We start from the raw sequence: 21,934 nt of genomic DNA on the forward strand, positions 1-21,934 counted from the left end.
CGAGTTTCTTCGACATTTTCCTCTTGCGTGTGTCACACAATCACTCCCTCCCTCTTTCCTATTTTTTGTGAAAGAGGGTTTGATTTCGCTTCATGCACGTCCTAAAAAAGTGTGGTCAAAATAAGTTTTGAAATTCGGATACAAAAAGATCAGTGATTCTTTCAATTCGTTGCGTTCTGTATTTTCTTCATCCATTTCAAACAAAATTTCATGGTCAATTTCATAGATTCCACATTTCTCTTCATCCAGGCTTTCTTGCAAATCGATACATCGTATTTTTCCGTACTCTGTATCCCATGAAAAAGGAAGGTAGCCTAACTTGCAAAGCAATGGATTGTACATATCCTTAATACGATGGAATGGCTCATCGATCCCTTGCTCAGGAATGACGTCGAAATAATGATGGTAAGTAGAAATGAAGGCTTTATACCACTCCGGAAAATTCAGCCCAAATTCTTCTTCGAGCGCAGCTACATCCTCCTGACTTACGATTGAAGGAATCAGCTTCCATCTGGACCATTCTTCATCGATATCAGCTACCTTCATGTCATCAGGGACGTCTGGTCGCATCCATCTGCAAAAACCTTCTTCTGTCACTTGGTTATATCGGGCATAGTAAGCTTCAAAAACATTCTTGATATACTCTTTTCTATCCATCTAGCAAGCCTCCGTTTTTTATAGGAAGTCAGTTCTTCCACAATCGCTTCGTTTCCACGAGTACCTCATCCTGAAATTCCATTTTGTATATATCAGGCTTGGACGTCGTCAATAAAAAATCCAAGTCGTACTGACTGTCAAAGTACCCCATCATCAATGTCATAACGGCACCATGCGTACCGATTGCAACTTTCTGCCCTCTGTATTGCTCTAAAATGTTTCGGAACGTTCCTACCACACGATTCCGACAAACGGTGATCGACTCTCCCCCAGGCAAAGAAAAGTCTGGCTCAGTAAACATCTTCTTTACTAATGGATACAATTCGTTATCGGCCATGATTTGATTGTCTCCGATAAAAACGAGTTCTCTCAGCTCTTCAAAAACAACGATCTCTTTCCCTACGGACTGGGCTAGTTCTTCTATGGTTGCCACTGCCCTTTTATACGGACTTGAAATGAACACATCTATCCCCTCTTCTTTTAACAATTGAGTAATGATACGGGCATCTGACCTACCTTTTTCAGTCAGTCCTCGTGTTCTTTCGTCCCCTTCGGTTTTTGGTGATTCTCCGTGCCTGACCATGTAAATATAGGTTTTCATGCCTAACCTCCGTGGTTATTTTCCGCCTAGATCCTTCCTGCAAATATATTACAACAAAAACCCCCTTCCCGGTTTTCACCAGAAAAGGGGCACTCTTAGATTTTGAACCGATGCACGATCTCTTCCATCGTCTGCGTCAAGCCGACATTTCGCTCTGAAATAGCCGCGACCTGTTGATTGTTATCCGCAATAATGCGAGATTGCTCTGTGATCGCCTCTACACTGTGGGCACTTTTCTCCATCGAGCTCGTCACTTGCTCCACGACAGAAACTACACTGCTGATTGTGGAATTCAACTCTTCAAAAGACGCATTGAATTCTTCTAGCAACGTATGGAAACGATACGCATCCAAATTGTACTTCTCCGATGTTTCCATCATGCTATCATAGTCAGGAATGACCCGCGTTTCAATAAAGTCCAATACGCTCGACGAGTTGGCAGCCAGATTGTCTACGGATTCGCCCGCGACCTGGATAATGCGTTGAATATCGATCACGACCTCAGACGATTGCGTAGCCAGTCTGCGTATCTCTTCCGCTACGACAGAGAAACCTCTCCCGCTGTCTCCTGCACGTGCAGCTTCAATCGCCGCATTCAATGCCAACAGATTCGTCTGCTCAGAGATCGTGAGTATCGCCTCTGCCAACAGGTTGATTTTTTCCATCGAGTCCTTCGAGTCGGTGATCGCAATTTCCGTTTGCGCCTTTACATTCATATAGAGCTCTGTCGTCATTTTATCCGCAGCCAATGCATGTTCCCGCAGTGCAGTTGCCCGCGAGCTGACATCCTGTGCGGTCGCAGCCGCTACTTCCGTTCTTTTCGTAATCGAGTGAATGACGGTCTCCATGTCGTTTAAGGTCGCATTCATCTCTTCTGTAGCCGCCATCGTCTCCTGCATATGGGCGAGCAAGATGCCCGTAGCCTCCGCGGTTCCGCTGGACTGCTCGCTTACTTTGTTGGTAGATTGTTTCACGCTCTGCGCATTTTCAGCGACCGAGTGTGACACAGCTGTCAGCTTTCTCACAACCTCGCTCAATTGCTCACGCATGATTATGATCGACTGTGCCGTCAATCCGATCTCATCCTGTGAGCCCTGCTCGTTCACCGCCATTTTTTCCCGCAAATCAAATTGAGCCGTCTGCGTAATGATCTCCCTCATTCGATCAATCGGGCGGGTAATCCAGCGACTCAGCAGGAAGGATAGAAGCAACGCTCCTGCCACCGAACATACCAGCTTCCAGACTACGGACTCCAGATTGTCCGCCAGCTTCTGGTTCAGCTTCGTATTGTCATACACAATCTTGATGACGCGTGATCGGCTGAGATCATTGGGATCTTTGCCTAGCTTGTACGGGACGAGGCGATAAGTGAGATCTTTCTCCTCTGTTTTTTCATAAAACTCTTTGATTTCTTGTGATTGGTATGCTTCCGTAAAAATCGGCAAGTGACTCTCGATCACTCGCAAGGCTTTCCCATCGCTTCCAGTTCTCCCCAAAGCGTACCCATCATGAGAAAAGACAAGAATGTCTTTTACCATGTCGTATTTCTCTGTAATCGCCTGTGACACAGCCAAGAAATTAAAGGTCTGGAAAAGAGCGCTATCCTGCAAATTCACACTGACTTCAAACAGGTACTTTTGGTCAGACGTAGGGAGATAAGCGAACTTTTTAATTTGACCCGTATTGACGGAGACCTCCATGCCATCGGCAGAGAACTCGTTGCCATCCATCCGCTTTTTCAACAGCTCCGTAAATGCCCCGGCCTTGCTGAAATCAAGCCCAATATCGGTTTTGACGCTAGAATGAACAACCTTGATATTTCGGTCAATGATGAAAATATCCATCCCATACTGCTCACGCAGGGCTGCATAGTCCCACGTCCCCACCGCTGGATTTTGCCGATAGTTGTTCGTTAACACTTGCAATGTTTGTTGCATGCGAGTTTCCATGTCTTTCTCGAAAACGCCGTACGCCATATCCACATTCTTCACTGCATTCGTAACATGATCCTCTACCAACTGGTACTGTATTGCTTGGTCAGAAATAATATTCGCCTTGAATTGAACATAGTCAATAATAGACAACACAATGGCTACCAGCATCGTAAATAAAGAAATCATCAAGGTAAGCTTAGTACGAAAAGACATCCACATTCGTTTCATAAGTCTGCTCCAAGAAGTTTTATTTTTTTAACATAACTTAACGTAATTTACCACATCTTAACTTGTCAATCCTTTCATGAGTTTACTGTATTTTGGCAATATATACACTAAGATTTACCATTAACACCGTGCTTATAGTGTCAATGAACACCGTATGAACTTATGCCCCAAACCGCACTACACCGCCACTTGTTATGTTAAAATCGGCACGAACAAAGATGTACAAAACGTATGTAGGAGGACACCCACATGCAAAATCGTCAAAACGAAATTATTATTCCTGAAAATCCCGTTTCACACTTCCTGTTCACCAGTACGAAATCCGCTGCGATCTGGTTGATTATCAGATTGTATGTCGGTTATTCATGGATTACTGCTGGATGGAAAAAAATCCAGTCTGATAGCTGGACTGGAGATGCGGCTGGCGGAGCGATTCAAGGTTTCGTAAAAGGCTCCTTGGCAAAAGCAGCCGAAGGAAAGGACGTTACCGGATGGTACGCCTGGTTCCTGGAAAACGTCGTATTGCCAAATGCTAAGGTATTCGGCTTCTTCGTCGCTTATGGTGAGGTACTCGTCGGACTCGGCTTGATCCTCGGATGCCTGACAGGGATCGCAGCGTTTTTCGGCGGCTTGATGAACGTCAGCTTTCTGTTCGCTGGAACGGTCAGCACCAACCCACTCCTTTTTATTTTTGCCACTTGGCTCGTTTTAGCTTGGAAGGTTGCGGGCTGGTATGGTCTTGATCGCTGGGCGCTTTCTTATCTCGGAACACCTTGGACGAGAAAATCGCGCGACGGTGTTTTGCCGATGAACAAGTAATCCCTTCTTTCCTCTCGAATGACAAAGCCACCTTTTACGGGTGGCTTTTGTTGTCCCTTCAGCTCAATCGTTGCTGAAGTAACGGACAAATTGTATGAATTCACTCCAACATGTACCTGTGATTTTCAATGAATATTTATACATTTTGTTGAATGACTGTCTGATTGCTGTGCATTATTCTTTTGAGGAACTATAATTTTCTTATTTTTCAAATAATTAAACAGGAGGACTGTATGAACAAGTGGCTACTAGGCATTTCTACTGCTGTTTTCTTATTTAGTCTCTCAGTCGGCTGTAGCTCAAAGCCCGCCGACAGTATCCAATCCCCCTCAGCGGAAACGACAGCAAAGCCTACTACCTCAGAGCCAATGGTGTTGCAATGGAGCATCACCGGGGAGCCGTCTACGATGGATGCCGGCATTGCAACAGATTCGACCTCGATGGACATGATCAACCTCACCTTCGAGGGACTGACCACTGTCGACCGTCAAGGCCAGATGATCAACGCCATCGCGGAGAGCTACACGCATACTCCTGACTTCACTCATTTTACTTTTACCATTCGAAAGGACGCCAAATGGAGCAATGGCGACCCTGTTACCGCTCACGATTTTGAGTATGCCATCAAACGCAATCTCGACCCCAAAACCGCTTCCGGCTACGCGTATCAGCTCTTCTATATCAAAGGGGGCGAGGATTTTTACTCCGGAAAAGGCAAGCCAGAAGACGTCGGAGTAAAGGCAAAGGACGACTACACACTCGATTTCACCTTGCGCTCACCAACACCGTTCTTCCGCGAATTGACCTCATTCACTACCTACTACCCGCTTCATAAAAAGACCATCGAGAGCAACCCCCAGTGGGCAACAGAAGCGAAAACGATTGTCGGCAACGGCCCGTTTATCATGGATAAGTGGGAGCACAAGTCCAAGCTCACCTTCAGCAAAAGCCCTACTTATTGGGACAGCGCCAACGTCAAGCTTGATCAGATCCATATTGTCATCATCGAGGATAACAACACCGCCCTGTCCATGTTTGAGAATGGCGATCTGGATTGGGGTGGCTACCCTTCCTTTGGCTTGTCGCCGGATGCCATTGGTCAGCTCAAGGAAGAGGGCAAGCTGCTCGTCGCAGATAACCCAGGTACCAAAGCCGTCATCTTCAATACAAAGAAACCCCCTTTTACCAACAAAAAAATTCGCCAGGCGTTTTCGTATTCAATCGACCGACAGCAATTGGTGGATAACATCCTACAGACTGGTGTTCTGCCCGCTTATGGCTGGGTTCCCGTTTCCATGGGGTTGAATCCGGACGGCTACTTTAAAGAGGATGTGGCGAAGGCCAAGCAGCTTTTGACAGAAGGCATGGAAGAGCTCGGGCTGACTCAATTCCCTAAAGTCACGTACTACTACGACACCGGAGAAACGGACAAGAAGCTGGCTCAAGCACTCCAGGACGAATGGAAGAAAACACTGGGGGTCGACATTGACATTCGCACCTCCGAATGGAAAGTTTTCAACGAGGATGTCCAAAATGGCAAATACGACTTTGGCATCTGGCTATGGGGCGCCGATTTTAACGACCCGATCAATTTCCTCGAAATGTTCAAGGACTTGGGTGGCAACAACGTCGTTCGCTTCGAGCACAAGGAATACCGCGATTTGCTCAATAAGAGCTACTATGAGACCGACGAGCAAAAGCGCAAGAAACTGTTGTTTTACTCTGAAAGAATTCTCATGGAAGAAATGCCGCTGGCACCGCTGCACTTCCGTGGCAATGCGTATGTGAAAAACGGCAAGGTGAAGGACTTTGTGATCCTCCCTCTCGGCGGTTCCTACTTTAAATACGCGTATATCGAAAAATAATCGAGCGCGGGCATCCCCTCTATGCGAATCAGATAGAGAGAGATGCCCGCGCTTCCATCATAAATACCGAGCGATCATCCGAACTAACTTTGCAGGGAATTCATGTAAATTAGTAATATCCAAAAATCTTTCGTTCCCATAGATTTCGCTAATCACATCCTTGTCTTGACCGATTGCGGCTGCAAGAAAGGTAACCCCTTTTCGTTCATACTCCTGTATCGTCTGTTTCATATCTGTAACTGCATAGCTTCCGGTATAGTCATCCATTGCTTTCGGTTGTCCGTCACTTATGCTAATCAGCAGTTTTGTCTTTTGGGGGGAAGCCGCTAATCGTTCTGCCATAATTCTTAGAGCCATGCCATCGCGATTATTGCTTCTGGCATGAATCCTCATTAACCGGAAGCGATCATTGGCATCCGCTTTATCAAAGTCGGCATAGGCAAAGATCGACATTTGCTCCAATCTGGAAACATCCGCCGTATCGCCGTAGATCAAAATGGGAATCTGACAAAGCTGACAATATTCATATACCGCGATTACTGCTCGTTTTGCTGCTTCTAATCTCCCGTAAGCTGACATCGATGCGGATTCATCAACCCTAAGACCAACCACAAGAGAAGGGGATTCCGTTGGCGGACGTTTCTTGGCAAAATACTTGTAATCCTTGTAAGCAACGCTGTCTGCTTGAAATTTGCTGCCATAGTAACGATTCCTCGAAAAGTCGGAAGAGAGCTCATGTTCCAGATACGGAAGTGTCTTTCTGGCGATCTCCTGCACGATCGACATGAGTCCCTGATAAAGACGAACATATTCCTGTTGGTTTTCCTCATCGTAGTCTGGACGGTGAACAATGAGCTTTACTTTTTGATGAATGGAATCGGAAATGAGCTCTCTTGCCTCTCGATTCAGCTTTTTACGGAAATCACGTTCCTTTTGTTTGGCTTCCTCTGACATGGATTCAGGATTTGCCTGATGATAGTTGGGAGAGCCATCTTCACCCAAACCTGAACGTTCCATATGGGTAGAATCATCTTCAGAGACACGGGAAGAGCTTTCGTCCCCATCGGCAGATTTTTTCAAGGCGATTCCCTTTTCTTCTATCTGGTTGTCTTTGCTAAAACCAGTGTCGTCAATATCTCCCCATGTCTTGATCTCTACGGCGTCGTCAGATTTTCGTTTTTTTTTTGCTCAATCTCTGCTTCATCCAAGCTGGCAAGCAAACCATGATTTTTCAGGGCTTCTTCCAGAAGTTTTATTTCTTCCGAATCGGTTGTGATCTTGTAGATGACCTTATGATAAAGGGATTCTTTTGCGGAGGCTCCTCCGGCAATCGCATCCGCCCAGTAGAAAAAGGAACGCATTCCAGCCACGCCCTTGATCGCATTGGCCCGTGCAGTTTTGTCTAAAACGACAATCATATCCGCTAAAATACCCAACATCTTTCCATCCTGAAAACCGGTTTTGGCCATTACACGTTCGATCATGATTTCTTTGGTCGGCAGGTCCATCTTTTCCGTATGCTGAACCCTGTCGCGCAGCGCTTCGTTTAACGGTCTGGTTCCCGCATAACTGCGGTTTGTCGTGATAACCGCGATGAAGTCCGGGTGCCTGCGTATGATCTCGGTGGGTAGATTGATGCTCCCATCCAGCTCCAAGGCAGAGTTTAATGCCATTAACACCGCAGCATCACGAATAACGTTTGGTTCCTGGATTTCCAGCAGATAACCGTTTTGATAGGCTCTGACGATCTCCGAAGGGTAAAATCGGTACTCAATCGCTTCGCCATCGTTGTTTTCCGCTGCTGCACGCTCCAATAGTTGCTTTATCTTTAAGGCAGCCTGTTCCTGTGTAATCCCCAGTGCTTCCATCAAAATTTCAGATATACTTTGAAGCCCATTGCTTTCATATAAGGATTTCCATAGCGTTTGCTCGGCAGGCTCCATTTTCTCTAGACGTTCAGAAGAAATGACTGGCAAAATAGCGCCGATAATATCCGATTTATCCATATCAGCAAAACAAGTCACTTTTGTATACGGCAGCCCGAAATTAGCGGATAATGCCTTGGCTAGTTGTGTTTTCCCCGAACCAGCGTCACCTTCTAACAATAAATTGGCGATTTTCATTTCCCCGCGATGCCAGTTGCGTTTGACTTCTTTACTAATACGCTGTTCCTCTTCACTGACCTTATGCGTGGTTGGCTTTTTCCAAACGAGCTTTTTTTCTGCATCCGTCAGCTGTCTTTCGGGTGACAAATGATAGTTTTCATTTTCAGTCATCACATTTCTACTCCCTTCATAGCGCTGGGCCACTCTGCTTTTTGCCCTTTTTCTCAACAAGTAGAGGAAGCAGCAAAGCCGCACCAATCATAATCAAAACCCCGCTCACCACATATACCGCAACGAGGGATAACGTCTCCTTTAAATAGCCGGATATAAACATGCCAATCACCATCATCCCCATAAAAACAGGCGTGATCGTACCAGATACCCGGCCGATAAATGCCCCTTCCGTGTTCCGTACAAGCAGCGTCTGGATTCCGCTTTGAATACAAGGGAAAAAGAAACCGCTGATCACTAATAAAACAATCATCAACCAAATCGTTGTGGTAGCCCCCATTACCATGGTGCAAACGGCAGAGACAAGCAAGCCTACCATGAGCAACATCTGTGGCCTTACCTTTTTGGCTATCCCGATGATGAGGGCCCCTCCTGCCAACATAGCTGCCCCATTGGCCATAACCAACCACTGCAAAAATTGTTTGTCCCGTCCCAAATTCTCGATGACAAGGAAGATTTGAAGCGGCTGTGTCAGACCTGACGCCAATCCGACAGCGAAGAAAGTCAAACAGAGTGTTCGTAAGGATTGATTGGACCCGATATAGCGCAGTCCGGCCTTCAATTCCTCTATGAAGCCGCCGGCATCCTCAGACTTCGGTTCCTCCGCGTCACGGGGAAGCGTCGCTAAGATAAGGAAAGACCCTAGGAAAAGAACCGCCGTCAAAATCAGAGAGACTGTGATTCCAAACTGGATGAAAATAAACGTGCCGATGACCGGACCTAAAACCGTAAAGACAGCGACAAGCGTTTGGGACATAGCCATTGCGCCCTGCAGTTGTTCAGCCGGCACATGCCGCTTGTACAGTTTCATGGCCGAGGGCTGAGAAAATTGAGACAGGCTGGCGGAAATAAAGGTTCCGATGAGTAGTGCCACCCATCCCCCATTCATGAGGGCAAGCAGCACAGCCCCGACGGACAGGGCAGACAGCAGATCGCTCCAAACCATTGTCCGCTTCGGTCGCCATCGGTCGGCAAAGGTTCCGCCAATCAGGCCGAATAGAAAAATGGGTGCGAATTCCGCAACCGAAATCAGTGATACATAAACCGGATTATTATTCGTCAATTCGCTAACAAAAAGAAGGACGGCATAATTCCGGACCCAAATCCCCAAATGCAGCAGCACGCGGGAGAGGATAATCGTTCGAACATAAACATTGGAAAACATTTTAATACCCCATATCCATTAATAGCTTTGATAATGTGCGCAGACGTTCGCTGATCATCTCATCGTCGTTACTCAACGCTTGGCTGAACAGCTTAATATCTTCATGAAGACGCTCATTGTCCGTGCATATCGCCACGTTCATTGCATCCCCTTGCAGGGCAACTCGGTCGATGACAGGCTCCTGTGGGTCATAGTAATGCTCATATCTGTATGCGTCGCGAAAATGGGCCAAAGACCGACAAATCAGTATGGACATATCAAGAACACGATGGAGAGGCAGCTCCTCCGATTGTTTCGACCATTCTTCTCCCGTGTATCTCCATACTTTGGCAGATAGATCGACCTTTCTTCTGGAGCTGCCCTCTGCCACTCCCAGAGAAAGTGCTTTCGCATCTGTGTTCCTGGCGAATCGACCATCAACACGCTCATAGTTATCCGAGATGACAACAGGCTTATGGTTCAAGTTCGTAGGTATTTTCATTTTCGTTCCCTCTTTTCGTTTGATTATTGCTCTTTCTTTTTTTCCTGATGGTATCCACGCTCTCCGTACGGCTGGAGCTGGTCGAGCCATTTTTGTTCCAGTTTCTTCAGGGCATCCTTTTCATCAAAGAATCCGTCTTTCTTCTTTTTCAAAACCTCCAACACTTCAAAGACGAATGCCTCTTCTCCGTATTCATTCCATTCCTGTTGAAGCTGTTTGTTTATATGCGAACCCATTTTGAGAGTGAACAGCTTTCCGTTCATCGTCTTAAGGTTGCGGGTGGCGCTGATCCAGACTTTTTGGTTATGGGTGTTTTTGATCTGATACACCCCTGCCTCCGTTTCCGATTCTTTATACAGTTGTTTCAGTTCTTCTCGATTCATCATTTCTCCCCCAGTTTTTCATGAACGGATTTAACTAGACAAAATTAGTTTTTGTTTATTATTTAATAAACATAATGATTCATCGTCTTATAATTGTCAAGTGCACAAAAAAAACACCGGAACATGTCCGGTGCCTAATTTGCTTCGGGTTACAACGAGTACAGGGCCAATGAATCTCCAACAAACAATAGTGAAAAATGTCTACGCAAATGCTTGTAGAGACTCCCCTTCTATAACGTTTTCACCATATAATAGCGATCGTTTCCACTGCCATATTCCGCAATTCGTGTCTCGATAACCACAAAACCTGCTTTTTGATAGAGTCCGACTGCTCCAGTATTATCAGGGCTTACAGTTAGACAAATCTGACGGAACCCATCCTCATGCAGCTGCTCTAGCAATCGGTTCAAGAAAGAGAACCCATACCCCATCCCTTTACGATCTGCCCGGATGTAATACCCATACATGTAGCATTTGTCCGGCTGACGAAAATCCCTCAAGAGCTGGCATACCCCGACAGGATATGCCTCCTCTGCTTCCATGAAAAGTGCAACACAGCCATGTCTCGCGAGTGGTACGAGCACCCATTCATCAATCGCTCCATGTGGGCCAAAAGCCTCCTGCTCCATTGCCTTGATCATCTGAAGCTGACTCTCTGTCAATGCCTCGACAATTTCTATGCGCGTATTTTGCATTCAGTCCTCTCCCTATACGGGTTGCCGCTTCGCTCCGATGACCTGCTCTGACTTAACCGTTATGTCGGCAAGCACTGCTTCGTCTAGCTCTACGCCTAAGCCTGGCTGATCTGTCACGACAATCTGACTTCCGTGAATCGTAAGCTCGGCCACATCCCGCGAAATGATCGTAGGTCCTGCCAACTCATTGGAAATGATGTTTTTCTTCGCCAGTGACAAATGTGCACCAGCTGCACTGCCAATCGAGGACTCCAGCATCGAACCGATCTGACACTCCATCCCGGCCATTTCCGCCTGATTCACCAATTTGAGAGCAGGATAAATCCCTCCACTTTTCATGAGTTTGATGTTTACTTTATCTGCAGCTTTCTTCGCGATGACTTCCCGCATTTCCTTTGTCCCGTGCAGTCCCTCGTCTACCATAATTGGAGTAGTCGTTTGCTTGCGAATATCAGCCAGAGCCTCAAGATCATCTGCCAAGACAGGCTGCTCCATCCAATCAATGTGACAATCCTCGATCTGTTTCATAACAAGCAAGGAGTTCGCACGGTTCTCCCAACCTTGGTTGGCGTCCACCCGCAACCCTACGTCAGGACCAACTGCCTGCCGAACAGCCCGGATTCGCTGGATATCTGTCTGAAGATCAGCTCCCACTTTTATTTTGATCGAGTCATACCCGGCTGCCACTGCTTGCCTGGCTTCAGCTGCCATGACCTCTGGCTCTAAAATGCTTAACACATACGGGAAGGAAAGAGTCGTGTGATATTTTCCGCCTAGGAAATGGTAAACGGGTTGACCAGCCGCCTTGCCCATCAGATCATAGCATGCGATATCGATGGCGGCTTTTGCTGCTGGTACTCCCCATACAGCCTGGTTCATCTTCTCGTGGATTCTCTCGATATCAAACGGATTCTCACCGATCACAACAGGCGCCAAGTTATGAACGAGCATTGTATAGGTAGACTCCCATGTCTCTCCGGTGACATTTTGATCCGGTACCGCTTCTCCTAGCCCGACCAGGCCATTGTCTGTCTCCACTTTTACAATAATGGACGGCATATCCTCATAGGAGGCGTACGCGATGATAAATGGGCGTTTTAGCGGCAACCTTATGGCATGAACACATACTGACGTTATTTTCATACTCGACTCCCCTCTGCAGCAGTTACTCGTGGAATGATTCGATAATAAAGGGACATGGCTTTTACAGCGCCATCTTCGCCTTTTACAAAGCCAACTGTCAGCTCGCTGCCCTCTCTCTCGGTGATAAATTGATGCTCCCCAATTGGTCGCAATAGACAGTTCAGTTGTTTTCCTCCACCAAACACATCCGACGTTTTATCTATCATCATCAAGGCATCCTCTACCACATATACGATGATATCCACGCCTTCCCCACTAACGTATCGACCGACATACTCTCCTAATTGGGCAGTAGGGACGCTGTATGTCTCGAATTGGTACTGCGGCGTATTCAATGGACGCCCTTCTACGGCATGGAGTGCTGTCAATGTGGCTTTTTCGACGGGGCTTCCGATCAAATTGGCTAGAGCCATGGATGTAATGCCCCGCTCTGGAACAATCGCTAAATGGGCAGCGACACCTTTGATCGCTCCACCGTGCTTGATCAAGGTACCCCCATAGTAGTCGGATTGAATGGATAAGCCATATCCGTAATACCTTCCGTAGCTGATCTGGACATGCGGATAGATCATTTGTTTGACGCTCTCTTCGGATAAAATCCGTTCCTTGCCCACACATCCGCCCGTACGGAATATTTCAGCGTAGTTCAACATGTCATGCACTGTTGAATTCAAATGCCCCGATGCCGCTACCAGTAGCCCATCCTCCCAATTTGGATCAGGGTAAATCTCAGATACGCCATTACTCTCTTTAAAATGATAGATGGTCGTTACATCCGGTAGGTGTGGCAGATCGCTCAGAAGAAAAGTGCTGCTCTTCATGTCTGCTGGTTCCAAAATATGCTCTTTGATATAAACGTCATACGATTTCCCACTCACTCTGGCTATGACCGCTCCCAGGAGAGAATAGCAATCATTTGAATAGCTGAACAATTGTCCTGGAGAGCCCACCAGTTCATAATCCGCCAGGGCAAGAGCTTCCATCAGCTCTTCGAACGTGTAGATCGGTTTCTGGTACTCCTTTTTCAAGTACCGGTGAATCGGGTTATCCTCGTCAGGCATGTCATCGAGCATGGAGTTGCGAATCGCTAGGTTATCAATAGGCAGAGGCGGCATGCCCGTCGTGTGCGTCATAAAATGGTGGATTGTCATCTGCTCCGTTTTTTGACGATCCGGGGTACGAAATTCAGGGAGGTACTTGATCACCGGATCATGAACAGATAGCTTCTTCGCTTCCTGTAGCTGCATGATCGCCATGCATGTAAAGGACTTCGTAACGGAGGCCAATCCCATCACGGTATCAGGCGTGATTTCGACTTCCTTTTCACGATCACGATAGCCAAAGCTTTTGCGAAACAGGCTCTGCCCATTCAAATTCACACCCATGACGAAGCCCGGAACTCTGCCTTCCTTCATGTCTTTTTCAACCAGTTCTTCCCATTCTACTAACCAGCCTTGCTGTCTCATTTTTTCCACCTCTTTCGAATGTTGTCATACCATGCCCTACTCGTTCACCCACATGTCCTGAATAATTAAGGAGGCTAATGGATTTGGTTTGACGCCTTGAATCCGGTTACTGACGACCACGAATGTTTTTGCGGAATAGAGCGGAATCCAATAGGCCTGTTCCACGATTCTTTTTTGAATGTCTGCAAAAACCTGCTGTCGCAGTACTTGATCTGTTGTCGTTCGTCCTTTATTTAACAGCCTATCGAGCTGTTGATCACTGAGGCGAAAGAAATTCAAGCCCCCGATCTGACTCGAATGCAGTAACAAGTGCAAAATATCTGGATCGACACTGCCATGACTCGTTGAGAACAAATCGAACTCGCCCTTCAGTGCCTGTTCAAGAGCTGTCGCTGATTCATACTTTTGGATATGCACTTCGACACCAATCTCTTTGAACATGCTTTGCACCAGCTGATGCCCGGGATTTGTTTCTTCGATGAGCATCGTCAGGCTGAGCGTTTTCCCATCCTTTTCCCTTATCCCTTGCGCGTTTGGCTTCCATCCTGCCTCTTCCAGCAGTTGTCTGGCTTGATCAGCATTGTACTTGTAGCCGTACTGCTCTACTGCTGCATCGTATCCGATCATCGTTGGTGGGATCGGTCCGTAGACAGGCACCCCCTCTCCTTGCAGATCTGCCATGATCAATGCATCTTTGTTGATCGCCAAGTTCAGTGCTTTTCTCACGCGGACATCCTGCAAGATTTCATTTTCCAGATTCATCCCAATGAAGTACTCTGCAGGCTGCATTCCTTCCAGCACCGTAAAATCTTTGTGATCCTTGTATTTCTTCGCGTCTTTCGGGGGGACAGTGGCAATATCAATCGTCCCACTGTCGAGAGCAGCCATCATGGTCTGGTTGTCTTGAATAAATTTCAGAACGAACTTGTCGGGTCTTACAGGTCCTTGATTCAGAGCAAAAGGAGCTGCCCACTTATACTCGTCGTTTCGTACCAGTGTGATCGATTCTCCTGTTTTCCAGCTCTCGAATTTCCACGGACCTACCCCCACAGGATTGCGTCCCAGCTCATTTCCGTATTTGTTTCGTGCCTCTACGGAAATGGGTTGCTGGTAGCCGCTATATGATAAGTTATAAAGTAACGAAGGGGAGGGCTCATCCAAATGAAAGATCAATGTGGAATCATCAGGAGCTAAAATGGATTTGATCGAAGATACGTCCGGTCCCGTAACCGGTGAGGCTGTTTTCGGATCGAGTGCACGTTCATAGCTTTGCTTAAAAACTTCCGCAGTGAGCGGTGTTCCATCATGAAACTTCACGCCAGAACGTATCTTGAACGTCATGGTCTTGCCGTCTTCCGAGATCGTGTACGATTCAGCCAGATGCGGCTTCAACTCAAACGTAAAGGGATCGAGGATCAGCAGAGATCCCCCCAACATGCTCCCAACAAAATTTCCCGCTGGCAACGACGTCTTTTGCGGGTCCAGCGTATCCGGCTCCATCTGGTAGCCCATGGTGATCGTCCCACCCTTTTTGGGCTGGGAGACTTTTGCTTGTTGATTTGCTTGCTTCCCGTCTGTAGCCGGAGTGGGAGCAGAGCTACAGCCAACGATGGAAAAGACCAGTACACATATGAGTAAAACGCTGCGAATTTGGCTCTTTAACCGCTCTGATAGCATGTCGCGACCTCCATTTTTCGAGTCTTTTCCATTCGAAGCCTACTTCGTCGGTATATAGTCGCTAATTAGATCGGATTGCTTCTTAGATAAGAGATGTGGGGGTCCCGGATTGCCTTCGTAAACGGAAAACCGGGACAGGTTGATGTTACTTGAGGAGAATCATGGATGATTAAGGCGATACACAGCCCGCGGGCGTCCTTGCTGATACGGCTGTTCTTCTCCGACGATCTCTACGACCTGATGCTCGATCAGCTTTTTCAAGGTTCTTTCCGAGCTGCGGCGACTGATCTGGAGGTACTCGGCTAAATCGGAAGCGGTGAAGCGGTTATCGCGGTGAAGTTTGACATACTGCATGATTTTCGTGATCGTAGCGACACTTGCGCCAGTCTTCTCCGCTATCTCCAGCACTTCCTTGTTCTCGCTTTTTAATTGGAAGGTCTTCGATTCAGTGTTCAACGGTCCAATCACTTCTTTTTCATCTGTTACCAAGTACGCACTGCTTTCCTTTGTTTTCTGGGCATGATAAATCGCTATGCGTGCGTTGGCTTCGGCCTCTTTCGCAGTTAGACCAAAACCAAACCCGATGGCAACCGTCACTTTGGCAAGCAGATCGACATTGCCCAATACTTGCATGATCTTCCCATATTCAATCATTTGCTCGATACTGCCTCTCGTGCCATAGATGATGAATTGATCCATTCCCAATTTTTGAATGGAAGCGTCCGTCTCTTTGACGAGCTCCAGCAGCTCTTGCAGCAAAATAATCGTCGCATTCTGCCACTGTGTTTCTACTGGCGGACCATCATTTTGCTGGATCGCTGCAATTCCCACAGCGATTTGCGAGTTTTTGCTAATTTTTAATTGACCATAAGCAATCGCTTGATTGACGGCATCGCGAATATTTTTATCGGGACTAACCAGCGATGCGGAAGGGATGTTCATCTCACGCAATTGGCGATATACGTAATCAACACCAGTCAAAGCAAAATGGCTCTGTTTCTGTTCCCAAAGCTCCTTGTGGAACAAAATAATCTCCTCTACGTCAAATTTCGTCCCGCCTTCTTCAATAATCTCACTGTAGTCTTTTACATACCAAGGCTTAGAAACAATGCCCAATTCATCAGCGACCTTCTCAATATACTCCGCCTTTGGCAAATCTATCGAGATGCGGTCCAGTCCTCCTGGTACGTTCAGCAAGGTATGAAACAAAGAAAGGGAAATCGTATATTCATCGATCGGGATGTACACGGCAGGCAGCTTCTTTTGCTCTACCTTTTCCTTGGCAAAAAAATAAGGAAGTGGGCCAGCAAAAAGCAGCACGTCGCAGTCATGGATTTGATCAACCAACGCAGCGCTCTCTTTGGGGTTCTGGTATGTATACGAGGTCAGTTGAATGTAATCAATGGATTGGGTATGCTTCAAGATCCTTGGCAAAAATTCTTCCGAAGAGATTACCGCTATCGTAATGGTCAATGCTCCACCTCCTCATCTCTCTTTGATTTCCAGACGTCCTTAAACACGCGGATGAAGTTTTTGCCCAAAATACGCTCAATCGCTTCATCCTTGTACCCTCTTTTGGCAAGGGCGCGCACAAGCTCTGGAACCTTTGTATGTCCTTTTACGACATCAAAATCTTTGCGTCCTGCTTGGATAAACATATTGGGAGAATCGTATTTCATAAATGGTTCGATGATGTCCAGACCAAGTCCGACGTGTTCAACCCCAACCAGCTTCACGATGTGATCGACGTGGTTGATCATGTGCTCGATATCAGCCTGGTCGTCTGTGTCCGCTACGAATAGATTGACGCCATTGATGCCAATTACGCCGTTGGTGAATGCAATCGCTCTGATTTGCTCATCTGTCAGATTGCGCATGGAGCTCGCTAATGTCCGGCAGTTAGAATGAGAAGCGATGATGGGTTTACGCGCTACCTCGATCAGATCCCAGAAGCCTTCGTCATTCAGATGGCTGACATCAATGATGATGCCCATTGCTTCTGCCTCTTCGACGACGCGGATGCCGAACTCCGTGAGCCCTCCCTTGCGCCCTTCCCGTACCGGACTAAAATGACTGCCATCTCCAACGAAGTTTCTCCTGCTCCACACGAGACCCAGAAGGCGTACGCCCAGCTCGTAAAAAACACGGAGCATACTCAGATCATTATATAACGGTTCCGCGCCTTCCAGAGAGAGCACAAAACCAATTTTCCCCTGTCGTTTCGCTGTCTCGATGTCGCTCACACTTTTGCAAACCATGATTTTATCAGGCGATTCATCTGCCTCTGCGTGCAACGCGCTGATTTGTTGCAGTGCTTTTCTCAAGCCCATCTCCGGCAGGAATTTGTTGTCGATATAAATCGCTGCGACAACTGTATGCACCCCACCCGCGACCAAATCAGGCAAATAATCCGTTTCAATCACTTTTCGTCTGCCAAACTCGCGCTGAATGGCAACATCCAGCAAAAGGTCAAAATGCCCGTCGATTCCATGTGTCATGCCTCATGCTCCCCCTGTTATTTCAGGTTTTCTGGGTTAAGTGGTTCAAGCTCCGGTAAAAGAAAGCGTCCGTCTCTGCGAATCAAGTGGTCATCGAACCAAATCTCACCGCCACCGTACTCCGGTCGTTGAATCATGACCATGTCCCAATGGATGTTTGACATGTTGCCATTGGATGCCTCGTCATAGCATCGGCCCGGGGTAAAGTGGAAGCTGCCGTCGATTTTTTCATCGAATAAAATATCCTGCATAGGCTCCCGGATGAACGGGTTGACCCCCAAAGCAAACTCCCCAATGTACCGGGCACCTTCATCCGTATCCAGAATTTTGTTCAAGCGCTCCGTGTCATTGGCTGTGGCATGAACGATCTTCCCGTCCACGAACTCCAACCGCGCCTTTTCAAAGGTAAAGCCTTGATAAGGCGAAGGCGTGTTAAACGATAGGACACCGTTCACCGAATCGCGAATAGGGGCCGTGAACACTTCACCGTCTGGTATGTTATATTGCCCCGGACACGGGATCGCTGGAATGCCTTTGATGGAGAAGGTCAGCTCTGTGCCAGGTCCCGTGATTTTCACGCGGTCAGTTCGCTCCATCAGTTCCTTGAGCGGCTGCATGGCTTTTGCCATTTTGGCATAATCCATTGTGCAGACATCAAAGTAAAACTGTTCGAACGCTTCTGTACTCTTATTCGCCAGCTGCGCCATGGAAGGCGTCGGATAACGGAGATAGACCCATTTCTTTTTGAGACGCACGATACTTACTTCTTTGGAAAAGGATGTAGCCAGCTTCATCTGCTCACCCGGGACATCAGACATTTCGTTGATGTTCAGCCCACCCTCGATGATGATGCACGCTTGCATTTTTTCCATTCGTTCTTTGTCCATCTCTGCCTCTAGACGGAATTGCTCCTCTGTTCCCGCTAACAATAACTGACGGCTAATCGAGGATTCACGCAGGTTCACAAAGGAATGTCCGCCTGCTCGCGAAACTGCTTTGACAAGCTCCTTTATCAGAGCAGCGTCCACCTCCATCGCATCGATCAGCACGTTATCTCCCGGCTGCACATTTGTAGAGTAATTTACCAGCACATTCGCCAGCTTCGTAAGACGTGGGTCCAACATCTATCTATCACTCCTGTTCCCTTATTTTTCATAGAGATGACACGCAACGAGTCTGCCGTCTGCTTCTGTTAATAGAGGGGCTTCTGTTTTGCACACGTCCATGCATGCCCAACAACGCGGATGAAACTTGCAGCCCTTCGGTGGATTGGATGGAGACGGAAGATCCCCTGTTAACATGATCCGTTCTTTTTTCTCGTCAGGATCTGTGATAGGAATAGCGGAGAGAAGCGACTGTGTGTAGGGATGCATCGGACGTTGAAACAGCTCTTCTTTTTTCGCTAGCTCAATCACTTCTCCCAAGTACATCACCGCTACCCGATCGGCGATATGCTCGACGACACTCAAATCATGCGAGATAAAAAGATACGTGAGCGAAAACTGCTCCTGCAAATCCTGAAGCAAATTGAGAATTTGCGATTGGATCGATACATCGAGAGCGGATACAGGCTCGTCAGCGATGATGAGCTTTGGCCTGAGCATCAAGGCGCGAGCGATTCCGATTCTTTGCCTTTGTCCTCCGGAAAACTCATGGGCATATCGCGACAAATGACTTTTGTTCAAACCGACGATCTCCAGCGTCTCCTCGATCATGGCTGTTCGCTCGCGTTTTTGAATACCATGGGCAATCAATGGCTCTGACAAAATGTGTTGGATCGTCAGCTTTGGATTGAGGGTATCAAATGGATTTTGAAACACCATTTGCATATCACGCCGCAGCTTTTTCATGTCTGGCTTCTGTAAGCTACGGATATTTTGACCTTCGAACACAATCTCGCCGTCTGTCGGCTCGATCAAACGCAAAATACATCTGCCCAGTGTTGACTTGCCACATCCCGACTCTCCCACGATTCCCAACGTTTCACCTGCGTTGACAGTCATGTTCACTCCATGAACGGCATGCACGTAACTCGGCGGCTGAAACCACCCTTTGCGGACAAGGAACTTCTTATTCAGGTTCTTCACTTGCAAAAGAGGCGTCTTCATCCATTCACCGCCGTGCTCTCCCTGTTCTCTCGATACAGCCAACAGCGGCATTCCGACTGCTGATCCACATCCAGTAACGGGGGATTTTGTTCCAAACAAATAGGCATCACCTTCTCGCATCGCGGAGCAAAACGACATCCTTTTGGGTAATGATCAGGGGTCGGCACACTTCCCGCGATACTATGCAATCTCTTCAGGCCTTTGGCGTTATGTGGCGTTGATTTGATCAAGCCCACGGTGTAAGGATGCTTGGGGCTGCGCAGCAGTGTGCGAACATCAGCGGCTTCAATGACCTGCCCGGCATACATCACGAGTACCCGGTCGCATGTCTCGGCGACGACGCCCAAATCATGCGTGATCATGATGAGCGACATGCCCAGCTCTCTTTGGATTTTTTTCATGACATCCAATATTTGCGCCTGGATCGTTACGTCTAGTGCAGTCGTCGGTTCGTCCGCTATCAGCAGCTTTGGATGGCAGGCAATCGCCATCGCGATCATCACGCGCTGTCGCATCCCCCCTGACAGACGATGCGGGTACTCGTGATAGATTTCATTGGCACGTGAAATGCCTACCTGCGTCAACAGCTCGACCACTCTTTGTCTCGATTGGGCTCGGTTCATGCCCTCATGCTTTTCCAGTCCTTCGCTCAATTGCTTGCCGATAGTCAGTACGGGATTCAGCGAAGTCATCGGCTCCTGAAAGATCATGGCGATCTCTTTTCCTCTGATCTTCTGCATCTCTTTTTCGCTATAGCGCAAGAGATCGGCTCCGTCCAGTTGAATACGGCCTTCAATGCTTCCGTTTTTACTGAGCAAGCGCATCATGGATAGGGAGGCAACGCTTTTTCCACATCCTGATTCTCCGACGATCCCGACCGATTCACCTTTTTTGACCTGCAAACAAAGATTGTCCACTACTTTGAAAGCCCTTTCATTTTTTGAAAACGTGGTAGTCAATCCTGTCACTTCCAACATGTTTGTCACGTTACTCACTCCTTTTTCGGGAACGGAAGCTCGTCAACTATGCTTTGGGATCAAAGATATCGCGCAAAGCATCCCCCAGCAAATACACCGTAAAAACGACTGCCGTAATCGCAAGACCGGGAAATGTCGCGAGCCACCAAGCTTCTCGCAAGTAATTTTTCCCTTCATTCAGCATCGTTCCCCACTCCGGTGTAGGAGGCTGCGCACCCAAACCGATAAAGCCCAGTGCCGAGGTCCCCAAAATAGCACTACCTATAAACATGGTCGTATAGACGATCAGCACGTTGGAGATGTTCGGAATGAACTGGCGCGTAATGATCCACCAATTCGAGCTGCCGATGGAGCGACTTGCCTCCACATAACCGGATTGCTTGATCGAGAGTGCCGCACCACGGATCAGAATCGAAAAGGCCGGGATCGATGATATTCCGATCGCGATCATCGCATTTTCCTGACTCGGTCCGAGTACAGCGACAATGGCTAGAGCCAGCACAATGCCGGGCAACGCCAGCATGATGTCCATGATTCTCATGATCACATTGTCAACAATTCCTCCGAGGTAAGCGCATGTCACACCAATCAACGTTCCTGCTACAAACGTCATGACAGACGCCAGCACAGCTACGGTCATTGTCACTCGTGTTCCGTACAGCATCCGGGAAAAAATATCGCGGCCAATCGCATCTGTCCCTAGCCAAAAGTCTTTCGACGGGCCTTGCATAAATGCTTCGTAGTACGTTTTCGTGGGATCGTGCGGAGCAATCCACGGCCCGATGATTCCAAGCAAAACAATGCAGAGCATCATCAGGAAGCTGTATTTCGCTTTCTTTTGCTGCATGATCTTCTCAAATAATTCGAAACGAGGCATGGACCATTGTCTGCTCCAGAACAT

General features: G+C 47.6%; 20 protein-coding genes. 2 read left to right on the forward strand and 18 right to left on the reverse strand.

Annotation, left to right across the window (positions count from 1 at the left end; translation table 11 throughout):
- Window positions 1–90: 90 nt before the first annotated feature.
- The 3 genes from BBR47_RS25650 to BBR47_RS25660 form a co-directional block, all read right to left on the reverse strand.
- Complete coding sequence (locus BBR47_RS25650; RefSeq protein ID WP_015893355.1) at window positions 91–657, reverse strand: SMI1/KNR4 family protein; 567 nt, start codon at window positions 655–657, stop codon at window positions 91–93.
- Between the two features lie 28 nt (window positions 658–685).
- Complete coding sequence (locus BBR47_RS25655) at window positions 686–1,258, reverse strand: histidine phosphatase family protein (protein ID WP_015893356.1); 573 nt, start codon at window positions 1,256–1,258, stop codon at window positions 686–688.
- A 95-nt stretch (window positions 1,259–1,353) separates the two neighbouring features.
- Window positions 1,354–3,420, reverse strand: a complete 2,067-nt coding sequence (locus BBR47_RS25660; protein ID WP_015893357.1) for a methyl-accepting chemotaxis protein — start codon at window positions 3,418–3,420, stop codon at window positions 1,354–1,356.
- A 249-nt stretch (window positions 3,421–3,669) separates the two neighbouring features.
- Here BBR47_RS25660 and BBR47_RS25665 point away from each other — a divergent pair, with 249 nt between their 5' ends.
- On the forward strand, window positions 3,670–4,239 hold the full coding sequence (locus BBR47_RS25665; RefSeq protein ID WP_015893358.1) for a DoxX family protein: 570 nt from the start codon (window positions 3,670–3,672) through the stop codon (window positions 4,237–4,239).
- Between the two features lie 233 nt (window positions 4,240–4,472).
- Window positions 4,473–6,104 carry a peptide ABC transporter substrate-binding protein gene (locus tag BBR47_RS25670; protein WP_015893359.1) on the forward strand — a complete coding sequence of 544 codons (1,632 nt, stop codon included), beginning with the start codon at window positions 4,473–4,475 and terminating at the stop codon, window positions 6,102–6,104.
- 57 nt (window positions 6,105–6,161) lie between these two features.
- Here the strand turns inward: BBR47_RS25670 and BBR47_RS31015 are convergent, their stop codons facing one another.
- The 15 genes from BBR47_RS31015 to BBR47_RS25745 form a co-directional block, all read right to left on the reverse strand.
- Window positions 6,162–7,184 (reverse strand): vWA domain-containing protein, encoded by a 1,023-nt coding sequence (locus tag BBR47_RS31015; protein ID WP_015893360.1) that lies wholly within the window; start codon window positions 7,182–7,184, stop codon window positions 6,162–6,164.
- Window positions 7,185–7,258: 74 nt separating this feature from the next.
- Window positions 7,259–8,380 (reverse strand): AAA family ATPase, encoded by a 1,122-nt coding sequence (locus BBR47_RS31020; RefSeq protein WP_015893361.1) that lies wholly within the window; start codon window positions 8,378–8,380, stop codon window positions 7,259–7,261.
- Between the two features lie 16 nt (window positions 8,381–8,396).
- Window positions 8,397–9,605 (reverse strand): MFS transporter, encoded by a 1,209-nt coding sequence (locus BBR47_RS25685; RefSeq protein WP_015893362.1) that lies wholly within the window; start codon window positions 9,603–9,605, stop codon window positions 8,397–8,399.
- Window position 9,606: 1 nt separating this feature from the next.
- Window positions 9,607–10,086: a DUF6530 family protein gene (locus tag BBR47_RS25690; RefSeq protein ID WP_015893363.1), complete on the reverse strand. Its 480-nt coding sequence runs from the start codon at window positions 10,084–10,086 to the stop codon at window positions 9,607–9,609.
- A 23-nt stretch (window positions 10,087–10,109) separates the two neighbouring features.
- Complete coding sequence (locus BBR47_RS25695) at window positions 10,110–10,469, reverse strand: GIY-YIG nuclease family protein (protein ID WP_015893364.1); 360 nt, start codon at window positions 10,467–10,469, stop codon at window positions 10,110–10,112.
- 230 nt (window positions 10,470–10,699) lie between these two features.
- Complete coding sequence (locus tag BBR47_RS25700; RefSeq protein ID WP_015893365.1) at window positions 10,700–11,164, reverse strand: GNAT family N-acetyltransferase; 465 nt, start codon at window positions 11,162–11,164, stop codon at window positions 10,700–10,702.
- Between the two features lie 12 nt (window positions 11,165–11,176).
- Complete coding sequence (locus BBR47_RS25705) at window positions 11,177–12,307, reverse strand: mandelate racemase/muconate lactonizing enzyme family protein (RefSeq protein ID WP_015893366.1); 1,131 nt, start codon at window positions 12,305–12,307, stop codon at window positions 11,177–11,179.
- Window positions 12,304–13,773: a serine hydrolase domain-containing protein gene (locus BBR47_RS25710; protein WP_015893367.1), complete on the reverse strand. Its 1,470-nt coding sequence runs from the start codon at window positions 13,771–13,773 to the stop codon at window positions 12,304–12,306. The genes BBR47_RS25705 and BBR47_RS25710 overlap by 4 nt, the downstream gene beginning before the upstream one ends.
- A gap of 36 nt (window positions 13,774–13,809) precedes the next feature.
- A complete protein-coding gene (locus tag BBR47_RS25715) occupies window positions 13,810–15,450 on the reverse strand; it encodes an ABC transporter substrate-binding protein (RefSeq protein ID WP_015893368.1) in 1,641 nt (546 codons plus the stop codon).
- Window positions 15,451–15,609: 159 nt separating this feature from the next.
- Window positions 15,610–16,923, reverse strand: a complete 1,314-nt coding sequence (locus BBR47_RS25720; RefSeq protein ID WP_015893369.1) for an HTH domain-containing protein — start codon at window positions 16,921–16,923, stop codon at window positions 15,610–15,612.
- A complete protein-coding gene (locus BBR47_RS25725) occupies window positions 16,920–17,948 on the reverse strand; it encodes a dipeptidase (RefSeq protein WP_015893370.1) in 1,029 nt (342 codons plus the stop codon). The genes BBR47_RS25720 and BBR47_RS25725 overlap by 4 nt, the downstream gene beginning before the upstream one ends.
- Before the next feature lie 17 nt (window positions 17,949–17,965).
- Window positions 17,966–19,072 (reverse strand): aminopeptidase, encoded by a 1,107-nt coding sequence (locus BBR47_RS25730; RefSeq protein ID WP_015893371.1) that lies wholly within the window; start codon window positions 19,070–19,072, stop codon window positions 17,966–17,968.
- Between the two features lie 21 nt (window positions 19,073–19,093).
- Window positions 19,094–20,056: an ABC transporter ATP-binding protein gene (locus BBR47_RS25735; protein ID WP_015893372.1), complete on the reverse strand. Its 963-nt coding sequence runs from the start codon at window positions 20,054–20,056 to the stop codon at window positions 19,094–19,096.
- Complete coding sequence (locus BBR47_RS25740) at window positions 20,053–21,042, reverse strand: ABC transporter ATP-binding protein (protein ID WP_015893373.1); 990 nt, start codon at window positions 21,040–21,042, stop codon at window positions 20,053–20,055. The genes BBR47_RS25735 and BBR47_RS25740 overlap by 4 nt, the downstream gene beginning before the upstream one ends.
- 37 nt (window positions 21,043–21,079) lie before the next feature.
- Window positions 21,080–21,934 carry an ABC transporter permease gene (locus tag BBR47_RS25745; RefSeq protein WP_041749656.1) on the reverse strand — a complete coding sequence of 285 codons (855 nt, stop codon included), beginning with the start codon at window positions 21,932–21,934 and terminating at the stop codon, window positions 21,080–21,082.

It is taken from the genome of Brevibacillus brevis NBRC 100599 (assembly GCF_000010165.1).
Classification (GTDB): Bacteria; Bacillota; Bacilli; order Brevibacillales; family Brevibacillaceae; genus Brevibacillus; species Brevibacillus brevis_D.